We start from the raw sequence: 14555 nt of genomic DNA, 5'->3' as shown, positions 1-14555 counted from the left end.
TGCGGCCAGGCGCTTCACGTCATTGCGCGGGCCGCTTAACCCGCGTCGCGCTCGTCCAGCCAGGCCAGCACGGCGCGTGCCGCGGCGCCCGCCGAGGCCGGGTTCTGCCCGGTGACGAGATTTCCCTCCACCACCACGAATTCGCTCCACGGCGCACCGGCCTCGAACACGGCGCCGGCCGCGCGCAGCCGGTCCTCCAGCAGCCACGGCGCGTTCGCGGCGAGCCCCGTCTGGGTTTCCTCGGCGTTCGAGAAGCCGGTCAGCCGGCGGCCGCGGAACGCCCAGGCGGCGGCGTCGCCGGCCGCGAGCAGGGCGGCCTGGCCATGGCAGACCGCAGCCACCAGCTTGCCGGGATCGGCGATCGCGGCGGCCAGCAGGCGGCCCGCGTCGGCGTCGACGGCCAGGTCCTGCATCGGCCCGTGGCCGCCCGGCACGAACACCGCGTCGAAGCCGCCCAGCTCGATCTGCGCCAGCCGGCGCGGCGCGTGCAGCGTGTCGGCCTGCGTGTCGAGATAGGCCGCGAGCGCGGCGACCCTGGCCGCATCGCCGTGATTGACCTCGATCGACAGGCTCAGCGCATCGACCACGGCCGGCTTGCCGCCCGGCGTGGCGACCGTGATCGCGCAGCCGGCCGCCGTCAGCGCCTGGTGCGGCGCGACGAATTCCTCGGCCCAGAAGCCGGTCGGGCGCTGGCTGCCGTCCTTTTGTGTCCAGGCCGTGGCGGCCGATAGAATCATCAGAATGTTTCGCATGGTGTGTCCTGTGCTGGCGCCTCGCGAGCTGGCGAGGCGCCGTTGATGGGCGGGCGGTCCGTGGCCGGGCCGCCGTCGATCGAGACGCGCGTTCGATGGCCCGCACTTTGCGCGCCGGCCGGCCCGGACGTAAATGAAGCGAACACGATTTCTCAATTCCGGTCGACGGAACGGCATGCCGCCGTCGCCGCGATCCTTCCAGGGAGCAGGCAATGAATCGGCTCGAAGCGCTGCGCGTGTTTCGCGTGGCGGCCAGCGCGCTGAACTTCCGCGAGGCCGCCACGCGCCTCGGCGTCTCGCCGCAGGTGATCACGCGCGTGATCGGGCAGCTCGAGGCCGAGCTGGGCGAGCCGCTGTTCCATCGCAGCACGCGCGGCGTGCGCCTGAGCGCGTTCGGCGCGAGCCTCGCCGAGCAAGCGGCGCAGGCGATCGCCGGCATCGACCGGATCTTCGAGACGCGCGAGGCCGGCGAGCCCGAGGCGATCGAGGGCGTGGTGCGGATCGCGGCGCCCGGCGTGCTGGGCCGGCGCTGGGTGGTGCGCGCGCTGGCGCCGCTGCTCGCGGCGCATGCGGGGCTGGCGATCGACGTGCGGCTTTCGGAGGTGGTCGCCGACGTGGTCGACGAGCAGATCGACGTGGGCGTGCGGATCGGGCCGATGCGCGACAGCGGCCTGGTGGCGCGGGCGGTGTCGAGCGCCTCGCTGCACTTCGCCGCCGCGCCGGGCCTCGTCGAACGCTGCCGGCCGCACGATCGGCCGAGCCTGCTGGCGGCGCCGGCCGTGCTGATGATCGACCGCAATTCGGGTCGCCCCTGGCCCTGGATGTTCGCCGACGGCCAGCACGCGATGCCCGCGCGCGCGGTGCTGACCACCGACGATCCCGAGGCCGAATGCGAGGCGGTGCTGAGCGGCATCGGCATCGGGCAACTGCCGGGCCACCTGGCCTTGCCGCATCTGCGCGAGGGCCGGCTGGTGCCGCTGCTGGAAGACTTGCGGCCCGCGCCCTCGACGATCTACGTCTACCGCACGCGGCGCCTGCCGGTGCCGCCGCGGGTGCGGATCGTGTACGACGCGCTCTGCGAGGCGCTCGATGCCTGCGAGGGACCGGTGCCGCTGCCGGCTGGCTAGCGCGGCACGCGGCAGCGAGGGCTTTGGGGGCTTGGGGGCGTCGCGCCGCGCGGCTTACTTGCGCGGCTTGCCCTTCGAGGCCTGCTTCGACCAATAAGGGAACTCGTCCTCGTGCACCTCGAAGTCGAGTTCGGAGACGCGCCGCTGCATGTGCTCCTGCGCGTCAGCCACGGCGCGGTTGTAGATCGCCGGGCCGACCTCGTCCAGGAAGAAGGCCAGCAGCGCGCCGGCCGTGACGTTGCCGATCGGCTCCTCCATGTTCTGCTCGAAATAGCGCTGGAGGGAGGCGATCGCCTGGGCGCGGTCTTCCTTGGTCAGTTCGATGCTCATGCGGGCTCGCGGCGGTGAGAGGCGGGAGCGGACGATCTTAGCGCATGCCGCGCGCGGGCCGGTTCGTCGCTCAGGCCGCCGACGCGATGCCGAGCTCTTGCGCGCAGGCTTCCAGCGGCTCGCCCACATGCTGCCGCACGAACTCGACGAAGCGCTTGATGCGCGCGTCGACGAACTGTCGCGACGAATACATCACGAACACATTGCGCCGCCAGGTGTGATAACCGGGCAGCACGCGCTGCAGGCGGCCCGCGCGCAGCGCGTCGAGCGCCGCGTAGCCGGCCAGCAGGCCGATCCCCGCGCCGGCCTCCAGCGCGGTGCCCATCGCCTCCATGTCGTTGACGCTGAAGTGCGGGCCGGTGGGGCGGAACACGGTCTCGCCGCCCGCGCCCTCCAGCTGCCAGACGTCGGGCGCGTAGTCGACCGTGCCGAGCAGCACGCAGCGATGGTCGACCAGGTCCTCGGGCCGCTCGGGCGCCGGATGCGCGGCCAGGTAGGCGGGCGAGGCGGCCAGCACGCAGTGGCTGGTGCCGATCCGCTGGCTCACGTAGGCCGAATCGGGCAGGGCGCGGGCGATCACGATCGAGATGTCGAGCTGGTCCTCGAGCAGGTTCGGCATGCGCTGCGACAGCCGCAGGTCGACGGTGACCTGCGGGAAGGCCTCGCGATAGGCCAGCACCGCGCGCGTCACCAGCTCGCGCCCCAGCCCCGGCACGCAATGCACGCGCAGCAGGCCGCGCGGCTCCAGCAGCGCGTCGCGCGCCTCGGCCTCGGCATGTTCGAGATCGGCGAGGATCGCCGCGCTGCGTTCGTAGAAGCGCCGGCCGGCGTCGGTGATGGTCAGGCGCCGCGTCGAGCGATGCAGCAGGCGCGTGTCCAGCGCCTCCTCCAGCGTCGAGACGGCGCGCGAGATGTTGCCGACCGTGGTGTCGAGATGGTTCGCCACGGCGGTGAAGCTGCCCATCTCGACCACCTTGGCGAATACCGACATGTTGTGGAACTTGTCCATCGACGCTCCCGCTTGCGGTTGAGGAACACGCGGAGCCGGCCGCCGGGCACGGGGCCGGTCCGCGAGCCAGCATGATGGATTCGGCTCGGGGTTCCGGCAAGCCGTTTGCCCCGCTTTATTCTGCTGTGCCAGACAAGACTGTTTCCCTTTCGAACGGCTAACCCGCGGCGGCCGGCCTCCCTAGACTTGGCTCCATGGTTCGGCGCCGCCGCGTGACGGCGGCACCGGACCGACGACGTTTTCGCGAACCGCGCGCCGATCGATCGCCAGACGAATCGATCCGGACAACTGAATGGAGCCTGTGATGACGCATCCCGCCTACGAACCGCTGCACCTGTTCATCGACGGCCAGTGGCTGTCGGCCGAGGGCCGCGATACCGCGGCCGTGATCAACCCCGCCGACGGCGGCGAGATCGGCCGCGTGCCGCTGGCCAGCGCGGCCGATCTGGATCGCGCCCTCGCCGCGACCGAGGCGGCCTTCGCGGCCTGGCGCCGCGCGGTGCCGGCCGAGCGGGCGCGCGTGCTCAAGCGCGCGGCCGAATTGATCCGCGAGCGCGCCGAACGGATCTCGACCCTGCTCACGCTGGAGGAGGGCAAGCCGCTGGCCGAGGCGCGCGACGAGGTGCTGCGCGCGGCCGAATATTTCGAGTGGTTCGCCGAGGAGGCGCGCCGCATCGACGGCCGCGTGGTGCCGTCCAACCGTCCCGGCGTACAGCAGCTCGTCAAGCGCCAGCCGATCGGGCCGGTGGCCGCCTTCACGCCCTGGAACTTCCCGGCGATTACCCCCTCGCGCAAGCTGTCGGCGGCGCTGGCCGCGGGCTGCAGCGTGATCCTCAAGCCCGGCGAGGAAAGCCCCGCCACTGCGCTGGCCCTGGCGCGCGCGCTGGACGACGCGGGCCTGCCCAAGGGCGTGCTGCAGGTGGTGTTCGGCGTGCCCGACGAGGTGTCGCGCCGGCTGATCGCCTCGCCCGTGATCCGCAAGGTGACCTTCACCGGCTCGGGGCCGATCGGGCGCCTGCTGTCGGCGCGCGCGGCCGAGGGCGTCAAGCCGATCACGCTGGAGCTGGGCGGCCATGGCCCGGTGCTGGTGTTCGACGACGCCGATGTCGAGCGCGCGGCCGTGGAGGGCGCCGCGAACCGCTTTCGCGGCACCGGCCAGGTCTGCATTTCGTCGACACGCTTCCTGGTCCAGCGCGGCGCGTATGCCGCGTTCGCCGAGCGCTTCGCGCAGGCGGCGCGCGCGCTGAAGGTGGGCGACGGCCTCGCGCCCGGCACCCAGGTCGGGCCGCTGGCCAATGCGCGGCAGCTCGCCAAGATCGAGGCGCTGGTGGCCGACGCGCTGGAACGCGGCGCCACGCTGCTGGCGGGCGGCCGCCGCATCGAGGGCGAGGGTTTCTTCTTCGAGCCGACCGTGCTGGCCGACGTGCCGCCCGAGGCGCGCGTGATGCACGAGGAGCCGTTCGGCCCGATCGCGGTGCTGATGCCCTTCGACACGCTGGAAGACGGCCTGGCCGAGGCCAACCGCCTGCCTTACGGCTTGTCCGCCTATGCATTCACCGCCAGCGCGCGCACCGCGCTCGATGTCGGCGACGGGCTGGAGGCCGGCATGATCGGCATCAACCAGTACCGGATCGTCGCGACCGAGCTGCCGTTCGGCGGGCTCAAGGAAAGCGGGCACGGCTCGGAAGGCGGCGCCGAGGGCATCGAGCCCTACCTGACCCGCAAGTTCATCAGCCAGGCCTGAGCGGCCCGCGAAACCCTTCAACCATCGAACCGGGAAACCCGATCATGAAAGCGATTGTCTTCAAGGAATTCGGCGACGCCGAGGTGCTGCAACTCGACGAGGTGCCGGCGCCCGAGCTGCGCGCGACCGACCTGCTGGTGCGCGTGCGCGCGGCCGGCGTCAACCGCGCCGATCTCACCCATCGGCGCGGCGGCTACGGCCGGCCCGACTTCGGCGATTCGACGCTGATGGGGCTGGAGATCGCCGGCGAGGTGATCGCCATCGGCGAGCAAACGAGCGGCTATCGCGTCGGCGATCGCGTGATGGGCGTGGTGGGCGGCGGCGCCTACGCCGAGATCGCGCGCATCGACTACCGGATGGCGATGCCGGTGCCGGCCGCGCTCGACGACGTGCACGCGGCCGCGATCCCCGAGGTGTTCGTCACCGCGCACGAGGCGCTGATCCACCTGGGCCGGCTGCAGCGCGGCGATTCGGTGCTGATCCACGCGGCGGCGGGCGGCGTGGGCTCGGCGGCCGTGCAACTGGCCTACGCGAGCGGCGCGAGGATCTTCGCGACGGCCGACGCGCCGAAGCTCGAACGCGTGGTGCAGCTCGGCGCCGATCACGCGATCGACTACCGCGCCGAGGATTTCGGCGAAGTGATCGCGCGGGCCACCGAGGGGCGCGGCGTCGACGTGGTGATCGACTTCATCGGCGCGCCGTATTTCGAGCGCAACCTCGGCGCGCTCGCCCATGGCGGCCGGCTGGTGCAGGTCGGCATCCTCGGCGGCGGCGGCAAGGTCGGCGTCGAGCTGGAGCGGATCCTGTACCGCCATCTGCAGATCCTCGGCACGGTGATGAAATCGCGGCCGCAGGCCGAGAAGCATGCGATGGTGCGGCGCTTCCGCGAGCACTGGCTCGAACGTTTCTCGGGCGGCGCGAGCCTGGAGCCGGTGGTCGACAGCACCTTCCCGCTGGCGCGCGCGGCCGACGCGCATCGCCGGATGGAAAGCTCGGCCAACGTCGGCAAGATCATCCTGACGATGGGCGACGGGGATCTCGTGCCGGCGGCTTGAGTGATCGGCATGGTTTCGGTATCGATGTGCAACTAACGGTCTATCCGACCGGCGCCCGCCTCGCTGCCGGCGTCGTCCCGGACGTGATGGGCTCCGGTTCGCCGCGGCGAGCCGGAGCCGCGCGCGGCAAGGGTGACAGCGGGGCCGACAGCGGGGCCGGATCGCGCGCCGGGCGCCGGAATTCGTCAGACCGTACAAAGTGGTAGGATTGTCCTCGGACCTTTCCGGGATAAAAACGCGACCGCGCGGTGTTCGCCGCGAGCGCGTTTTTTTGTTCCTCGGTCTTCCCGTGCCCGGCCTCGCGCCGGGCTGCCCGTATCGCCCGAATGGAGAATCTGCCATGTCCAAGTGGATCAAGCCTGCCTACACCGACCTGCGCCTCGGTTTCGAAATCACGATGTACATCTCGAATCGTTGATTCGAAGCCCCTCCCAAGGCCATATCTAGCCTCGGTTCGCCGGGGCTATTTTTCTTGTGGCCGGCCGTCGCCCGCTCGCGGCGGCCGGCTCCTCACCGAATTCAGGCATGCACATACAGATCCTCGGCTCCGCGGCCGGCGGCGGCTTTCCGCAATGGAACTGCAACTGCGCGAACTGCGCCGGCTTCCGTGACGGCAGCGTCGAGGCCCAGGCGCGCACCCAATCGTCGATCGCGATCTCCGACGACGGCGTCTCCTGGGTGCTCTGCAACGCCTCGCCCGACATCCGCGCCCAGCTCCAGCAGTTCGCGCCGTTCCAGCCGGGCCGCGCGCTGCGCGACACCGGCATCGCCGCGATCGTGCTGATGGACAGCCAGATCGATCACACCACGGGCCTGCTGAGCCTGCGCGAGGGCTGCCCGCTCGACGTCTGGTGCACCGACATGGTCCACGAGGACCTCAGCACCGGCTTTCCGCTGTTCACCATGCTCTCGCACTGGAACGGCGGGCTGCGCTGGAACCCGGTCGAGCCGGAGCGCGCCTTCACGATCGCCGCCTGCCCGAACCTGCGCTTCACGCCCTTCGTGCTGCAAAGCGCGGCGCCGCCGTATTCGCCGCATCGTCACGATCCGCATCCCGGCGACAACATCGGGCTGGTGATCGAGGACGCGCGCAGCGGCGGCAAGCTGTTCTACGCGCCGGGCCTGGGCGCCGTCGACGAGGCGCTGGCCGCGCGCATGGCGCAGGCCGACTGCCTGCTGGTGGACGGCACGCTCTGGCACGACGACGAGATGCAGCGGCGCGGCGTGGGCACGCGCACCGGCCGCCAGATGGGCCATCTGGCGCAAAGCGGCCCCGGCGGCATGCTCGAGGTGCTCGAGCGCTTCCCCGCGCAGCGCAAGATCCTCACCCATATCAACAACACCAACCCGATCCTCGACGAGCGCTCGCCCGAGCGCGCGGAACTCGCGCGCCGGCAGGTCGAGGTCGCGTTCGACGGCATGCGCATCGATCTCTGATGCCGTCGCGGCGGCGCGCGGCGCGGGTTTGCCGCCCGCCGCCGCGCCGCGTTTTGCTGCGCCACTCCCGCGGGCCCGCCCGTATCGAAACCGGAATGCAAGCCATCATGAGCCAGACCGCCCTGAGTCCCGAGCAGTTCGAGCAGGCATTGCGCGCCAAAGGCGCCTACTACCATATCCATCACCCGTATCACGTCGCGATGTACGAAGGCCGCGCCACGCGCGAGCAGATCCAGGGCTGGGTGGCCAACCGCTTCTACTACCAGGTCAACATCCCGATGAAGGACGCGGCGATCCTCGCCAACTGTCCCGATCGCGAAGTGCGCCGCCAGTGGATCCAGCGCCTGCTCGACCACGACGGCGCGCCCGGCGAGGACGGCGGCATCGAGGCCTGGCTGCGCCTGGGGCAGGCCGTCGGGCTCGATCCCGAGCAACTGCGCTCGCAGGAGCTGGTGCTGCCGGGCGTGCGTTTTGCTGTCGACGCCTATGTCAACTTCGCGCGCCGCGCGAGCTGGCAGGAAGCGGCCAGCAGCTCGCTGACCGAGCTGTTCGCGCCGCAGATCCATCAATCGCGGCTCGATACCTGGCCGCGCCACTATCCCTGGATCGACCCGGGCGGCTACGAATACTTCCGCTCGCGGCTGGGCCAGGCCCGCCGCGACGTCGAGCACGGCCTGCAGATCACGCTCCAGCACTACACGACGTTCGAATCGCAGCAGCGTATGCTGGAGATCCTGCAGTTCAAGCTCGACATCCTGTGGACCATGCTCGATGCCATGTCGATGGCCTACGAGTTGAATCGTCCGCCCTATCACACCGTCACCGCCGATCGCGTCTGGCACAAGGGAATCGCGCTATGAGTTTCGACCGACAACGCACGCCGGCCTGGCGCCGCGGTTATCGCTTCCAGTTCGAGCCGGCGCAGGACGCGCACGTGCTGCTCTATCCCGAAGGCATGATCAAGCTGAATGAAAGCGCGGCCGCGATCGGCGCGCTGATCGACGGCCAGCGCAGCGTGGCGGCCATCGTCGCCGAACTCGACGCGCAGTTCCCGGGCGTGCCCGAGCTCGGCGAGGACGTCGAGCAGTTCATGCTGGTCGCGCTCGACAAGCACTGGATCGAGCTGGCCTGATGAACGAGGTCATCGACAGCGCGGCGGCCGTGGCGGCCGGCACGCAGGCCAGCCCGGCGGCATCGCCGGCCCCGGCCGCGCCCGTCGGGCTGCCGCTGTGGCTGCTCGCGGAAGTGACCTATCGCTGCCCGCTGCAGTGCCCGTATTGCTCCAACCCGCTCGACTTCGCGCGGCAGGGCGAGGAACTGGGCACCGCCGACTGGGTGCGCGTGATGGGCGAGGCGCGCGCGATGGGCGCCGCGCAGATCGGCTTCTCGGGCGGCGAACCGCTGGTGCGCCCGGACCTGCCCGAGCTGATCGCCGAGGCGCGCCGGCTCGGCTACTACACCAACCTGATCACCTCCGGAATCGGCCTGGACGAAGCCAAGCTCGACGCCTTCGAGCGCGCCGGGCTCGACCACATCCAGATCAGCTTCCAGTCCAGCGACGAGCAGGTCAACAACATGCTGGCGGGCTCGGACAAGGCCTTCGCGCACAAGCTGGCGATGGCGCGCGCGGTGAAGGCGCATGGTTATCCGATGGTGCTGAACTTCGTCACGCACCGCTACAACATCGATCACATCGACCGCATCATCGAGCTGTGCATCGCGCTCGAGGCGGATTTCGTCGAGCTGGCGACCTGCCAGTTCTACGGCTGGGCCTACCTGAACCGCGAGGCGCTGCTGCCCACCCGCGAGCAGCTCGCGCGGGCCGAGCGCATCACCAACGACTACCGCGAGAAGCTGGCCGCGCAAAACCATCCCTGCAAGCTGATCTTCGTCACGCCCGACTACTACGAGGAACGGCCCAAGGCCTGCATGAGCGGCTGGGGCAGCATCTTCCTGACCGTCACGCCCGACGGCACGGCGCTGCCCTGCCACGGCGCGCGGCAGTTGCCGATCGCGTTCCCGAACGTGCGCGAGCACGACCTGCGCCACATCTGGTACGACTCGTTCGGCTTCAACCGCTTCCGCGGCGAGGACTGGATGCCCGAGCCCTGCCGCTCCTGCGACGAGAAGCAGAAGGATTTCGGCGGCTGCCGCTGCCAGGCCTACATGCTGACCGGCGATGCCGCGAACGCGGACCCGGTTTGCGGCAAGTCGCCTTATCACCCGGTGATCCTGCGCGCGCGCGACGAAGCCGTGCAGCCCCGGCCGACCACCTCCCATCCGCTGATCTTCCGCAATGTCAAGGAATCCCGCCGACTCAAGCCATGACGCGCCGCGGGCGCGCCTCACCGCCGACGAGGCCGTGGCCGCCGGCCGCGACTTCGTCGAACTGCAGGCCGGCCCGGCCGGCGTGTTCTGGACCGAGTACGACCCGGCCGACGCGATGTGCCGGATCTGGCGCGCGCGCGACGGCGTGATCGAGGCCGTCAGCCCCGACGGCTTCAGCGCGCGCGGCCGCGTCTACGAATACGGCGGCGGCGCGTTCTGCCTGGCCGGCGAGCAGGTGGTGTTCGTCAACGAGCGCGACCAGCGCATCTACCGCTTCGCGCCCGGCAGCCTGGCCGCGCCCGAGCCGCTCACGGCGGAAGGCTTGCGCTACGGCGCGCTGCGTCACGCGCGCGGGCGGATCCTGGCCGTCGAGGAGGAGGGCGACACGCATCGGTTGGTCTCGATCGGCCTGCACGACGGCTCGCGCGAGTTGCTGGCCGAGGGCGCCGATTTCTACGCCGCGCCGGTGCTGAGCGCCGACGGCCGGCAACTGGCCTGGATCGAGTGGCAGCATCCGCATCAACCATGGACCGCCACGCGCCTCAAGCTGCGGCGCTACGCGGCCGAGGGCGGCATGCTCGACGAACGGACCCTCGCGGGCGAGGGCGACGACGAAGCCCTGCAGCAGCCCGGCTTCGACGCCGAGGGCCGGCTGGTGTGCCTGAGCGATCGCGCGGGCTTCTGGCAGCCGTGGCGGCTGGAGGGCGAGCGCCTGGTGGCGCTGCCGGCCGAGGCCGGCGATCACGCGGGCGCGCCCTGGCAGCTCGGCGCGTCGAGCTGGCTGCCGCTGGCGGGCGGCGAACTGTTCGCGACCTGGTTCGACGAGGGCTGGGGCCGGCTGGGCCTGCGCGCGGCCGACGGCACGCTGACGCGGATCGCGCCGGAATACAGCCTGTTCCAGCAACTGGCCGCCGACGAGACGCATTGCTACTGCCTCGCCGCCTCGCCCGAATGCCCGGCCGCGATCCTCGCGATCGACCGGCGCGATCATCGTGTCGAGGTATTGCGCGAGGTCGCGCCGCTGGTGCCGGTCGAGCGGATCACGCAGCCGCTGCCGCTGCGCTTTCGCAGCGGCGATCGCGACGCCCATGGCTACCTCTACCTGCCCGCCGCGGAGCAGGCGGCGAGCGACGGCGCGTCCGCCGAGCCGCCGCCGGTGGTGGTGTTCGTGCATGGCGGCCCGACCTCGGTCAGCCATCCCGTGTTCAGCCCGCGCTTCGAATACTGGGTGCAGCGCGGCTTCGCGATCGCGCTGCTCAACTACCGCGGCAGCAGCGGCTACGGCCGCGCGTTCCGCCAGGCGCTGCACCTGACCTGGGGCGTGGCCGACGTCGACGATGCCTGCGCGCTGGTCGAGCACCTGGCGGCGCAGGGCCTGGTGGACGCGCGGCGCGCCTTCATCCGCGGCGGCAGCGCGGGCGGCTACACGGCGCTCTGCGCGCTGGCGTTCCGCGACGTGTTCCGCGGCGGCGCGAGCCTGTATGGCGTGAGCGATCCCCTGCAGCTCGACGCGCATACGCACAAGTTCGAGGCGCGCTACCTGCGCTGGCTGATCGGCGATCCGGTGGCCGATCGCGAGCGCTACCTGGCGCGCACGCCGCTGGTCCATGCCGACCAGATCCGCGCGCCGGTGGTGTTCTTCCAGGGCGAGCTCGACGCGGTGGTCACGCCCGACCAGACGCGCAGCATGGCCGAGGCGCTCGACGCGAACGGCGTGCCGAACGAGGTGCACTACTATGCCGACGAGCGCCACGGTTTTCGGCGCGCGGTGAACCAGGCGCATTCGCTCGAGGCCGAGCACGCGTTCTACCGGCGCATCCTCGACGGCGGGATCTGAGCGAGGAAGCACGTCGCCGCAATGAACAAAGGCCGCCCGAGGGCGGCCTTTGCACTGTGCGCGCAGCGGTTCGGGAGAACCGCCTTGGCGGGGACGGCTTAGAAGCGGTGACGCAGGCCGAGGTTGACCATCGTCTGCGAGTTCGTGCCGGCGTAGCCGTACGAGCCGATCGATGCCTGGGCCGCGACCACGTTGCCCGTCACGCTGTCGCGCGTGGTGCCGCTGGCGTGCTGGTAGGCGGCCGTCATGTAGATGTCGGTGCGCTTGGACAGCGTGTAGTCGGCGCCCAGCGAGGCCTGGTGGTAGGTGGCCGAGGTGTCGCCGGTCGCCTTGGTGTAGCTGTAGCCGACGCCCAGCAGCAGGGCCGCGGTGGCCTGGTAGTTCAGGAAGCCCTGGCCGGTGTTGTAGCGCTCGTTCTGGCCGAACAGCGAGGAGCCGTCGCGACGATATTGCGCGTTGCTGTAGCCGCCGCCGAAGGTGAAGGCGCCCCACACATACTGGCCGGCGATGCGGGCGATGCCGATCGAGTGCGCGGTCTGGTAGCCGAGGTTGATCGGGCCGTCGAAGGTGCCGTCCGAGGTGCTCGACCAGGTCGAGCGCGGGCCGAGGTCGGCGGCGGTGTTGGTGGCGTAGTAGTAGCCGCCGGCGACGCTGAGCGGGCCGCCGTTGTACGACAGCGCGGCCGCGTACGACTGCTTCGAGCCGGTCGAGCCCGCCACGCCGCCGAGCGAGTACATCGCCTCGAACTGCACGCCGGCGAACAGCGGCGAGGTGTACTTGACCGCGTTGTCGACGCGGAAGCTGTTGTCGTAGTTGTCGACGTCGCCGGCCGTCGCGAAGGCGCTGCCGAAGTAGTTGTCGGCCGTGATCGGCTGCACCAGGTCGATCAGCGGATCGTACTGGCGGCCCAGCGTGAGCGTGCCGAGGCGGTCGCTGGCGAGGCCCACGAAGGCCTGGCGGCCGAACTCGCGGCCGCCCTGGCCGAGGCCGCCGGTGCTCGGGTTGAAGCCGTTCTCCAACTGGAAGATCGCCTTCAGGCCGCTGCCGAGATCCTCGCTACCCTTGATGCCCCAGCGCGAACCGGCCAGGTTGCCGGCGCTGCTGTTGCCGAGCAGCCAGGAGTTCTTGGCGCCGTCCGCGTGATTGATATAGGTGAGCGACGTGTCGATCAGGCCGTACAGCGTCACGCTCGATTGCGCGTGGGCCGAGCCCATCGCCGCCAGCGAGGCGAGCGACACCATCGTCAATGCGGTGCGTTTCATGTCGGTCAATCTCCTGTAGTGGATGCTGTTGCGTGTGGTGGTTTTGGAGTGACGTGAGACTAACCAGACAGATTTAATTGGCAAAAACGAAATTCAGTCTTGTATCGAAAACAATACAAGCCGATTACGGTGAAAGATTTGTTAACTTATTTGAATTATTCTCGATTTTGTATTAATTGAGCGATGGAGATCGTTTGGGTCGCCATGCTTCGCGTGGAATCGGAAACAATCCTGCCCAAGGATTGAGCAGGAAGGACCTGCGCCAGGATTGATTTTGTTCCTGCAATGATTAATTAACCAAATCGGTTCAATAGGCGGCTGGGAAAGATGATAGTGTGCGTCCACTCGTCCTTACTCTGGTGGGTAGACAGACGAGTCCACGCTTGAGCGGCTTCGGCCGCTCTTTTTTATGCGCGCGCCACCAATTTTCGCAATACTGCATTTCGATTTTTAATCGGAATTCGTATTGCCGATGGAATCGGCTTGAAGCCGGCGTGATTCGTTCGCCGCGCTTGTCGGTCCGCGCCCCGCCGCGCCGCGCCGTTCCGATCCGATCCCGGTTTCCTTTGTGCGCGCTTGCGCCGGCACGACGCCGAAGTGTCAGCCCGAAACGGCATGACAGTGCCTGCCCGGCGCGATCGAACCGTCCCTGTTGCTGCCTGCCGGCTGCGCGATAATCGTCCGCGCACGGGCTGCCCGCCCGCTTGGCCCCTCCCATTCCGGCAACGTGCCCCCAGGACCCAGGATCGTCACCATGTCCGTCGAAGTGCTCTCGAATCTCGGCGTCGCGTTCGCCGTCTACCTGGTCGGCACGGTGTCGCCGGGCCCCGCCAACCTGTCGATCGCCAATACCTCGCTGCATTACGGCCGCAAGCCCGGCTTCGCGATGGCGGCCGGCGTGATCAGCGGCTCGCTGTGCTGGGGCGTGACGGCGGCGGCCGGCATGTCGGCGCTGCTGATGTCGTACCGGCAATGCCTGATCGCGTTGAAGGTGCTGGGCGCGGTCTACCTGCTGTGGCTCGCCTACAAGGCGGTGCGCGGCGCATATTCCAGGCAGGATCCGCTCGCCGCGGCCGCGCCGGCGCGCCGCGATCGCCTGATGCGCTTCTACTTGCAGGGGCTCGGCATCCACCTGACCAATCCCAAGGCGATCCTGACCTGGCTGACCGTCACCTCGCTGGGGCTGTCGCCGCACGCGCCGGCCTGGACCAGCTTCGTGCTGGTTGCCTGCTGCGCGCTGCTGGGCGCGGCGATCTTCGCCGGCTACGCGCTGGCGTTTTCGGCGCGCGCGGCCGGGCCCTTGTTCGCGCGCACGCGCAAGGCCTTCGGCTTGTTCTGCGGGGGTTTTTATTGCGTGCTGGCGGCGGGGTTCATCCGGTCGATCCGCTCGTGAGGGAAGGGCGGCCCGAGATCCGCTCCGTTCTCTTGCATCACGGCATTCGCATTCCTCGCCTCATAAGCATTGCCGATTTCAATGGTTGGTGCCGGCCAGGCCCTTCCTTAATCTTGGCGACCAGCCTTGCCGCCCGGCTCGGCATTCTTCGAGGTCGCCATCGATGTCGCATCGTTCCTTCCCGCCGTCCTCGCCCGCGCGCCGTCGCGCGCTGCGCTCGCTCACGGGCCTGGCCGGCAGCGCGCTGGCGAGCCTGGCCGCGCCCACGCTGACGCGGGCCG

The 14555-nt window shown here is 69.8% G+C and carries 14 protein-coding genes; 10 read left to right on the top strand and 4 right to left on the bottom strand.

Annotation, left to right across the window (positions count from 1 at the left end):
* Positions 1 to 35 precede the first annotated feature (35 nt).
* Positions 36 to 752, bottom strand: coding sequence for a type 1 glutamine amidotransferase domain-containing protein (locus F3J18_RS18705; RefSeq protein WP_166913621.1), 717 nt, complete (start codon positions 750 to 752; stop codon positions 36 to 38).
* Between the two features lie 212 nt (positions 753 to 964).
* Between F3J18_RS18705 and F3J18_RS18700 the strand changes: the two genes are divergently transcribed.
* Positions 965 to 1879: a LysR family transcriptional regulator gene (locus tag F3J18_RS18700; protein ID WP_105850366.1), complete on the top strand. Its 915-nt coding sequence runs from the start codon at positions 965 to 967 to the stop codon at positions 1877 to 1879.
* A 54-nt stretch (positions 1880 to 1933) separates the two neighbouring features.
* Here the strand turns inward: F3J18_RS18700 and F3J18_RS18695 are convergent, their stop codons facing one another.
* Both F3J18_RS18695 and F3J18_RS18690 read right to left on the bottom strand, forming a co-directional pair.
* The gene (locus tag F3J18_RS18695; protein ID WP_013691672.1) at positions 1934 to 2209 is read right to left on the bottom strand and encodes a DUF2164 domain-containing protein; all 276 of its coding nucleotides are present in this window, start codon (positions 2207 to 2209) and stop codon (positions 1934 to 1936) included.
* Positions 2210 to 2279: 70 nt separating this feature from the next.
* On the bottom strand, positions 2280 to 3218 hold the full coding sequence (locus F3J18_RS18690) for a LysR family transcriptional regulator (protein ID WP_166913620.1): 939 nt from the start codon (positions 3216 to 3218) through the stop codon (positions 2280 to 2282).
* A gap of 304 nt (positions 3219 to 3522) precedes the next feature.
* Here F3J18_RS18690 and F3J18_RS18685 point away from each other — a divergent pair, with 304 nt between their 5' ends.
* The 8 genes from F3J18_RS18685 to F3J18_RS18650 all read left to right on the top strand — a co-directional run bounded on the left by F3J18_RS18685 (position 3523) and on the right by F3J18_RS18650 (position 11619).
* The gene (locus F3J18_RS18685; protein WP_166913619.1) at positions 3523 to 4962 is read left to right on the top strand and encodes an NAD-dependent succinate-semialdehyde dehydrogenase; all 1440 of its coding nucleotides are present in this window, start codon (positions 3523 to 3525) and stop codon (positions 4960 to 4962) included.
* A gap of 44 nt (positions 4963 to 5006) precedes the next feature.
* Positions 5007 to 6017: an NAD(P)H-quinone oxidoreductase gene (locus F3J18_RS18680; protein WP_166913618.1), complete on the top strand. Its 1011-nt coding sequence runs from the start codon at positions 5007 to 5009 to the stop codon at positions 6015 to 6017.
* A gap of 340 nt (positions 6018 to 6357) precedes the next feature.
* Positions 6358 to 6435, top strand: coding sequence for a pyrroloquinoline quinone precursor peptide PqqA (gene pqqA / locus F3J18_RS38670; protein WP_013691668.1), 78 nt, complete (start codon positions 6358 to 6360; stop codon positions 6433 to 6435).
* 107 nt (positions 6436 to 6542) lie between these two features.
* Positions 6543 to 7454 (top strand): pyrroloquinoline quinone biosynthesis protein PqqB, encoded by a 912-nt coding sequence (gene pqqB, locus F3J18_RS18670; RefSeq protein ID WP_166913617.1) that lies wholly within the window; start codon positions 6543 to 6545, stop codon positions 7452 to 7454.
* 107 nt (positions 7455 to 7561) lie between these two features.
* Entirely contained in the window at positions 7562 to 8314 is a 753-nt protein-coding gene (gene pqqC, locus F3J18_RS18665; RefSeq protein WP_166913631.1) for a pyrroloquinoline-quinone synthase PqqC, read from the top strand.
* Positions 8311 to 8586 (top strand): pyrroloquinoline quinone biosynthesis peptide chaperone PqqD, encoded by a 276-nt coding sequence (gene pqqD / locus F3J18_RS18660; RefSeq protein ID WP_025098424.1) that lies wholly within the window; start codon positions 8311 to 8313, stop codon positions 8584 to 8586. The genes pqqC and pqqD overlap by 4 nt, the downstream gene beginning before the upstream one ends.
* Complete coding sequence (gene pqqE, locus F3J18_RS18655) at positions 8586 to 9782, top strand: pyrroloquinoline quinone biosynthesis protein PqqE (protein WP_025098425.1); 1197 nt, start codon at positions 8586 to 8588, stop codon at positions 9780 to 9782. Before pqqD ends, pqqE begins: the two co-directional genes overlap by 1 nt.
* Positions 9751 to 11619, top strand: a complete 1869-nt coding sequence (locus tag F3J18_RS18650) for a prolyl oligopeptidase family serine peptidase (RefSeq protein ID WP_166913616.1) — start codon at positions 9751 to 9753, stop codon at positions 11617 to 11619. The genes pqqE and F3J18_RS18650 overlap by 32 nt, the downstream gene beginning before the upstream one ends.
* A gap of 98 nt (positions 11620 to 11717) precedes the next feature.
* On the opposite strand, the gene F3J18_RS18645 is transcribed toward F3J18_RS18650, so the two are convergent.
* On the bottom strand, positions 11718 to 12881 hold the full coding sequence (locus F3J18_RS18645; RefSeq protein ID WP_025098427.1) for a porin: 1164 nt from the start codon (positions 12879 to 12881) through the stop codon (positions 11718 to 11720).
* 754 nt (positions 12882 to 13635) lie between these two features.
* Here F3J18_RS18645 and F3J18_RS18640 point away from each other — a divergent pair.
* Positions 13636 to 14274, top strand: coding sequence for a LysE family translocator (locus tag F3J18_RS18640; RefSeq protein WP_036055220.1), 639 nt, complete (start codon positions 13636 to 13638; stop codon positions 14272 to 14274).
* The last annotated feature ends 281 nt before the right edge of the window (positions 14275 to 14555 follow it).

Source organism: Burkholderia sp. Ax-1720 (genome assembly GCF_011753035.1).
In the GTDB taxonomy this organism is placed as follows: domain Bacteria; phylum Pseudomonadota; class Gammaproteobacteria; order Burkholderiales; family Burkholderiaceae; genus Burkholderia; species Burkholderia gladioli.
This window is presented reverse-complemented; position numbering and strand designations above follow the sequence as displayed.

Bases quoted from the DNA above. Each gene is read 5' to 3' on its own strand.
- F3J18_RS18705 (WP_166913621.1), bottom strand. From the start codon at position 752: ATGCGAAACATTCTGATGATTCTATCGGCCGCCACGGCCTGGACACAA.
- F3J18_RS18700 (WP_105850366.1), top strand. From the start codon at position 965: ATGAATCGGCTCGAAGCGCTGCGCGTGTTTCGCGTGGCGGCCAGCGCG.
- F3J18_RS18695 (WP_013691672.1), bottom strand. From the start codon at position 2,209: ATGAGCATCGAACTGACCAAGGAAGACCGCGCCCAGGCGATCGCCTCC.
- F3J18_RS18690 (WP_166913620.1), bottom strand. From the start codon at position 3,218: ATGGACAAGTTCCACAACATGTCGGTATTCGCCAAGGTGGTCGAGATG.
- F3J18_RS18685 (WP_166913619.1), top strand. From the start codon at position 3,523: ATGACGCATCCCGCCTACGAACCGCTGCACCTGTTCATCGACGGCCAG.
- F3J18_RS18680 (WP_166913618.1), top strand. From the start codon at position 5,007: ATGAAAGCGATTGTCTTCAAGGAATTCGGCGACGCCGAGGTGCTGCAA.
- pqqA (WP_013691668.1), top strand. From the start codon at position 6,358: ATGTCCAAGTGGATCAAGCCTGCCTACACCGACCTGCGCCTCGGTTTC.
- pqqB (WP_166913617.1), top strand. From the start codon at position 6,543: ATGCACATACAGATCCTCGGCTCCGCGGCCGGCGGCGGCTTTCCGCAA.
- pqqC (WP_166913631.1), top strand. From the start codon at position 7,562: ATGAGCCAGACCGCCCTGAGTCCCGAGCAGTTCGAGCAGGCATTGCGC.
- pqqD (WP_025098424.1), top strand. From the start codon at position 8,311: ATGAGTTTCGACCGACAACGCACGCCGGCCTGGCGCCGCGGTTATCGC.
- pqqE (WP_025098425.1), top strand. From the start codon at position 8,586: ATGAACGAGGTCATCGACAGCGCGGCGGCCGTGGCGGCCGGCACGCAG.
- F3J18_RS18650 (WP_166913616.1), top strand. From the start codon at position 9,751: ATGTCAAGGAATCCCGCCGACTCAAGCCATGACGCGCCGCGGGCGCGC.
- F3J18_RS18645 (WP_025098427.1), bottom strand. From the start codon at position 12,881: ATGAAACGCACCGCATTGACGATGGTGTCGCTCGCCTCGCTGGCGGCG.
- F3J18_RS18640 (WP_036055220.1), top strand. From the start codon at position 13,636: ATGTCCGTCGAAGTGCTCTCGAATCTCGGCGTCGCGTTCGCCGTCTAC.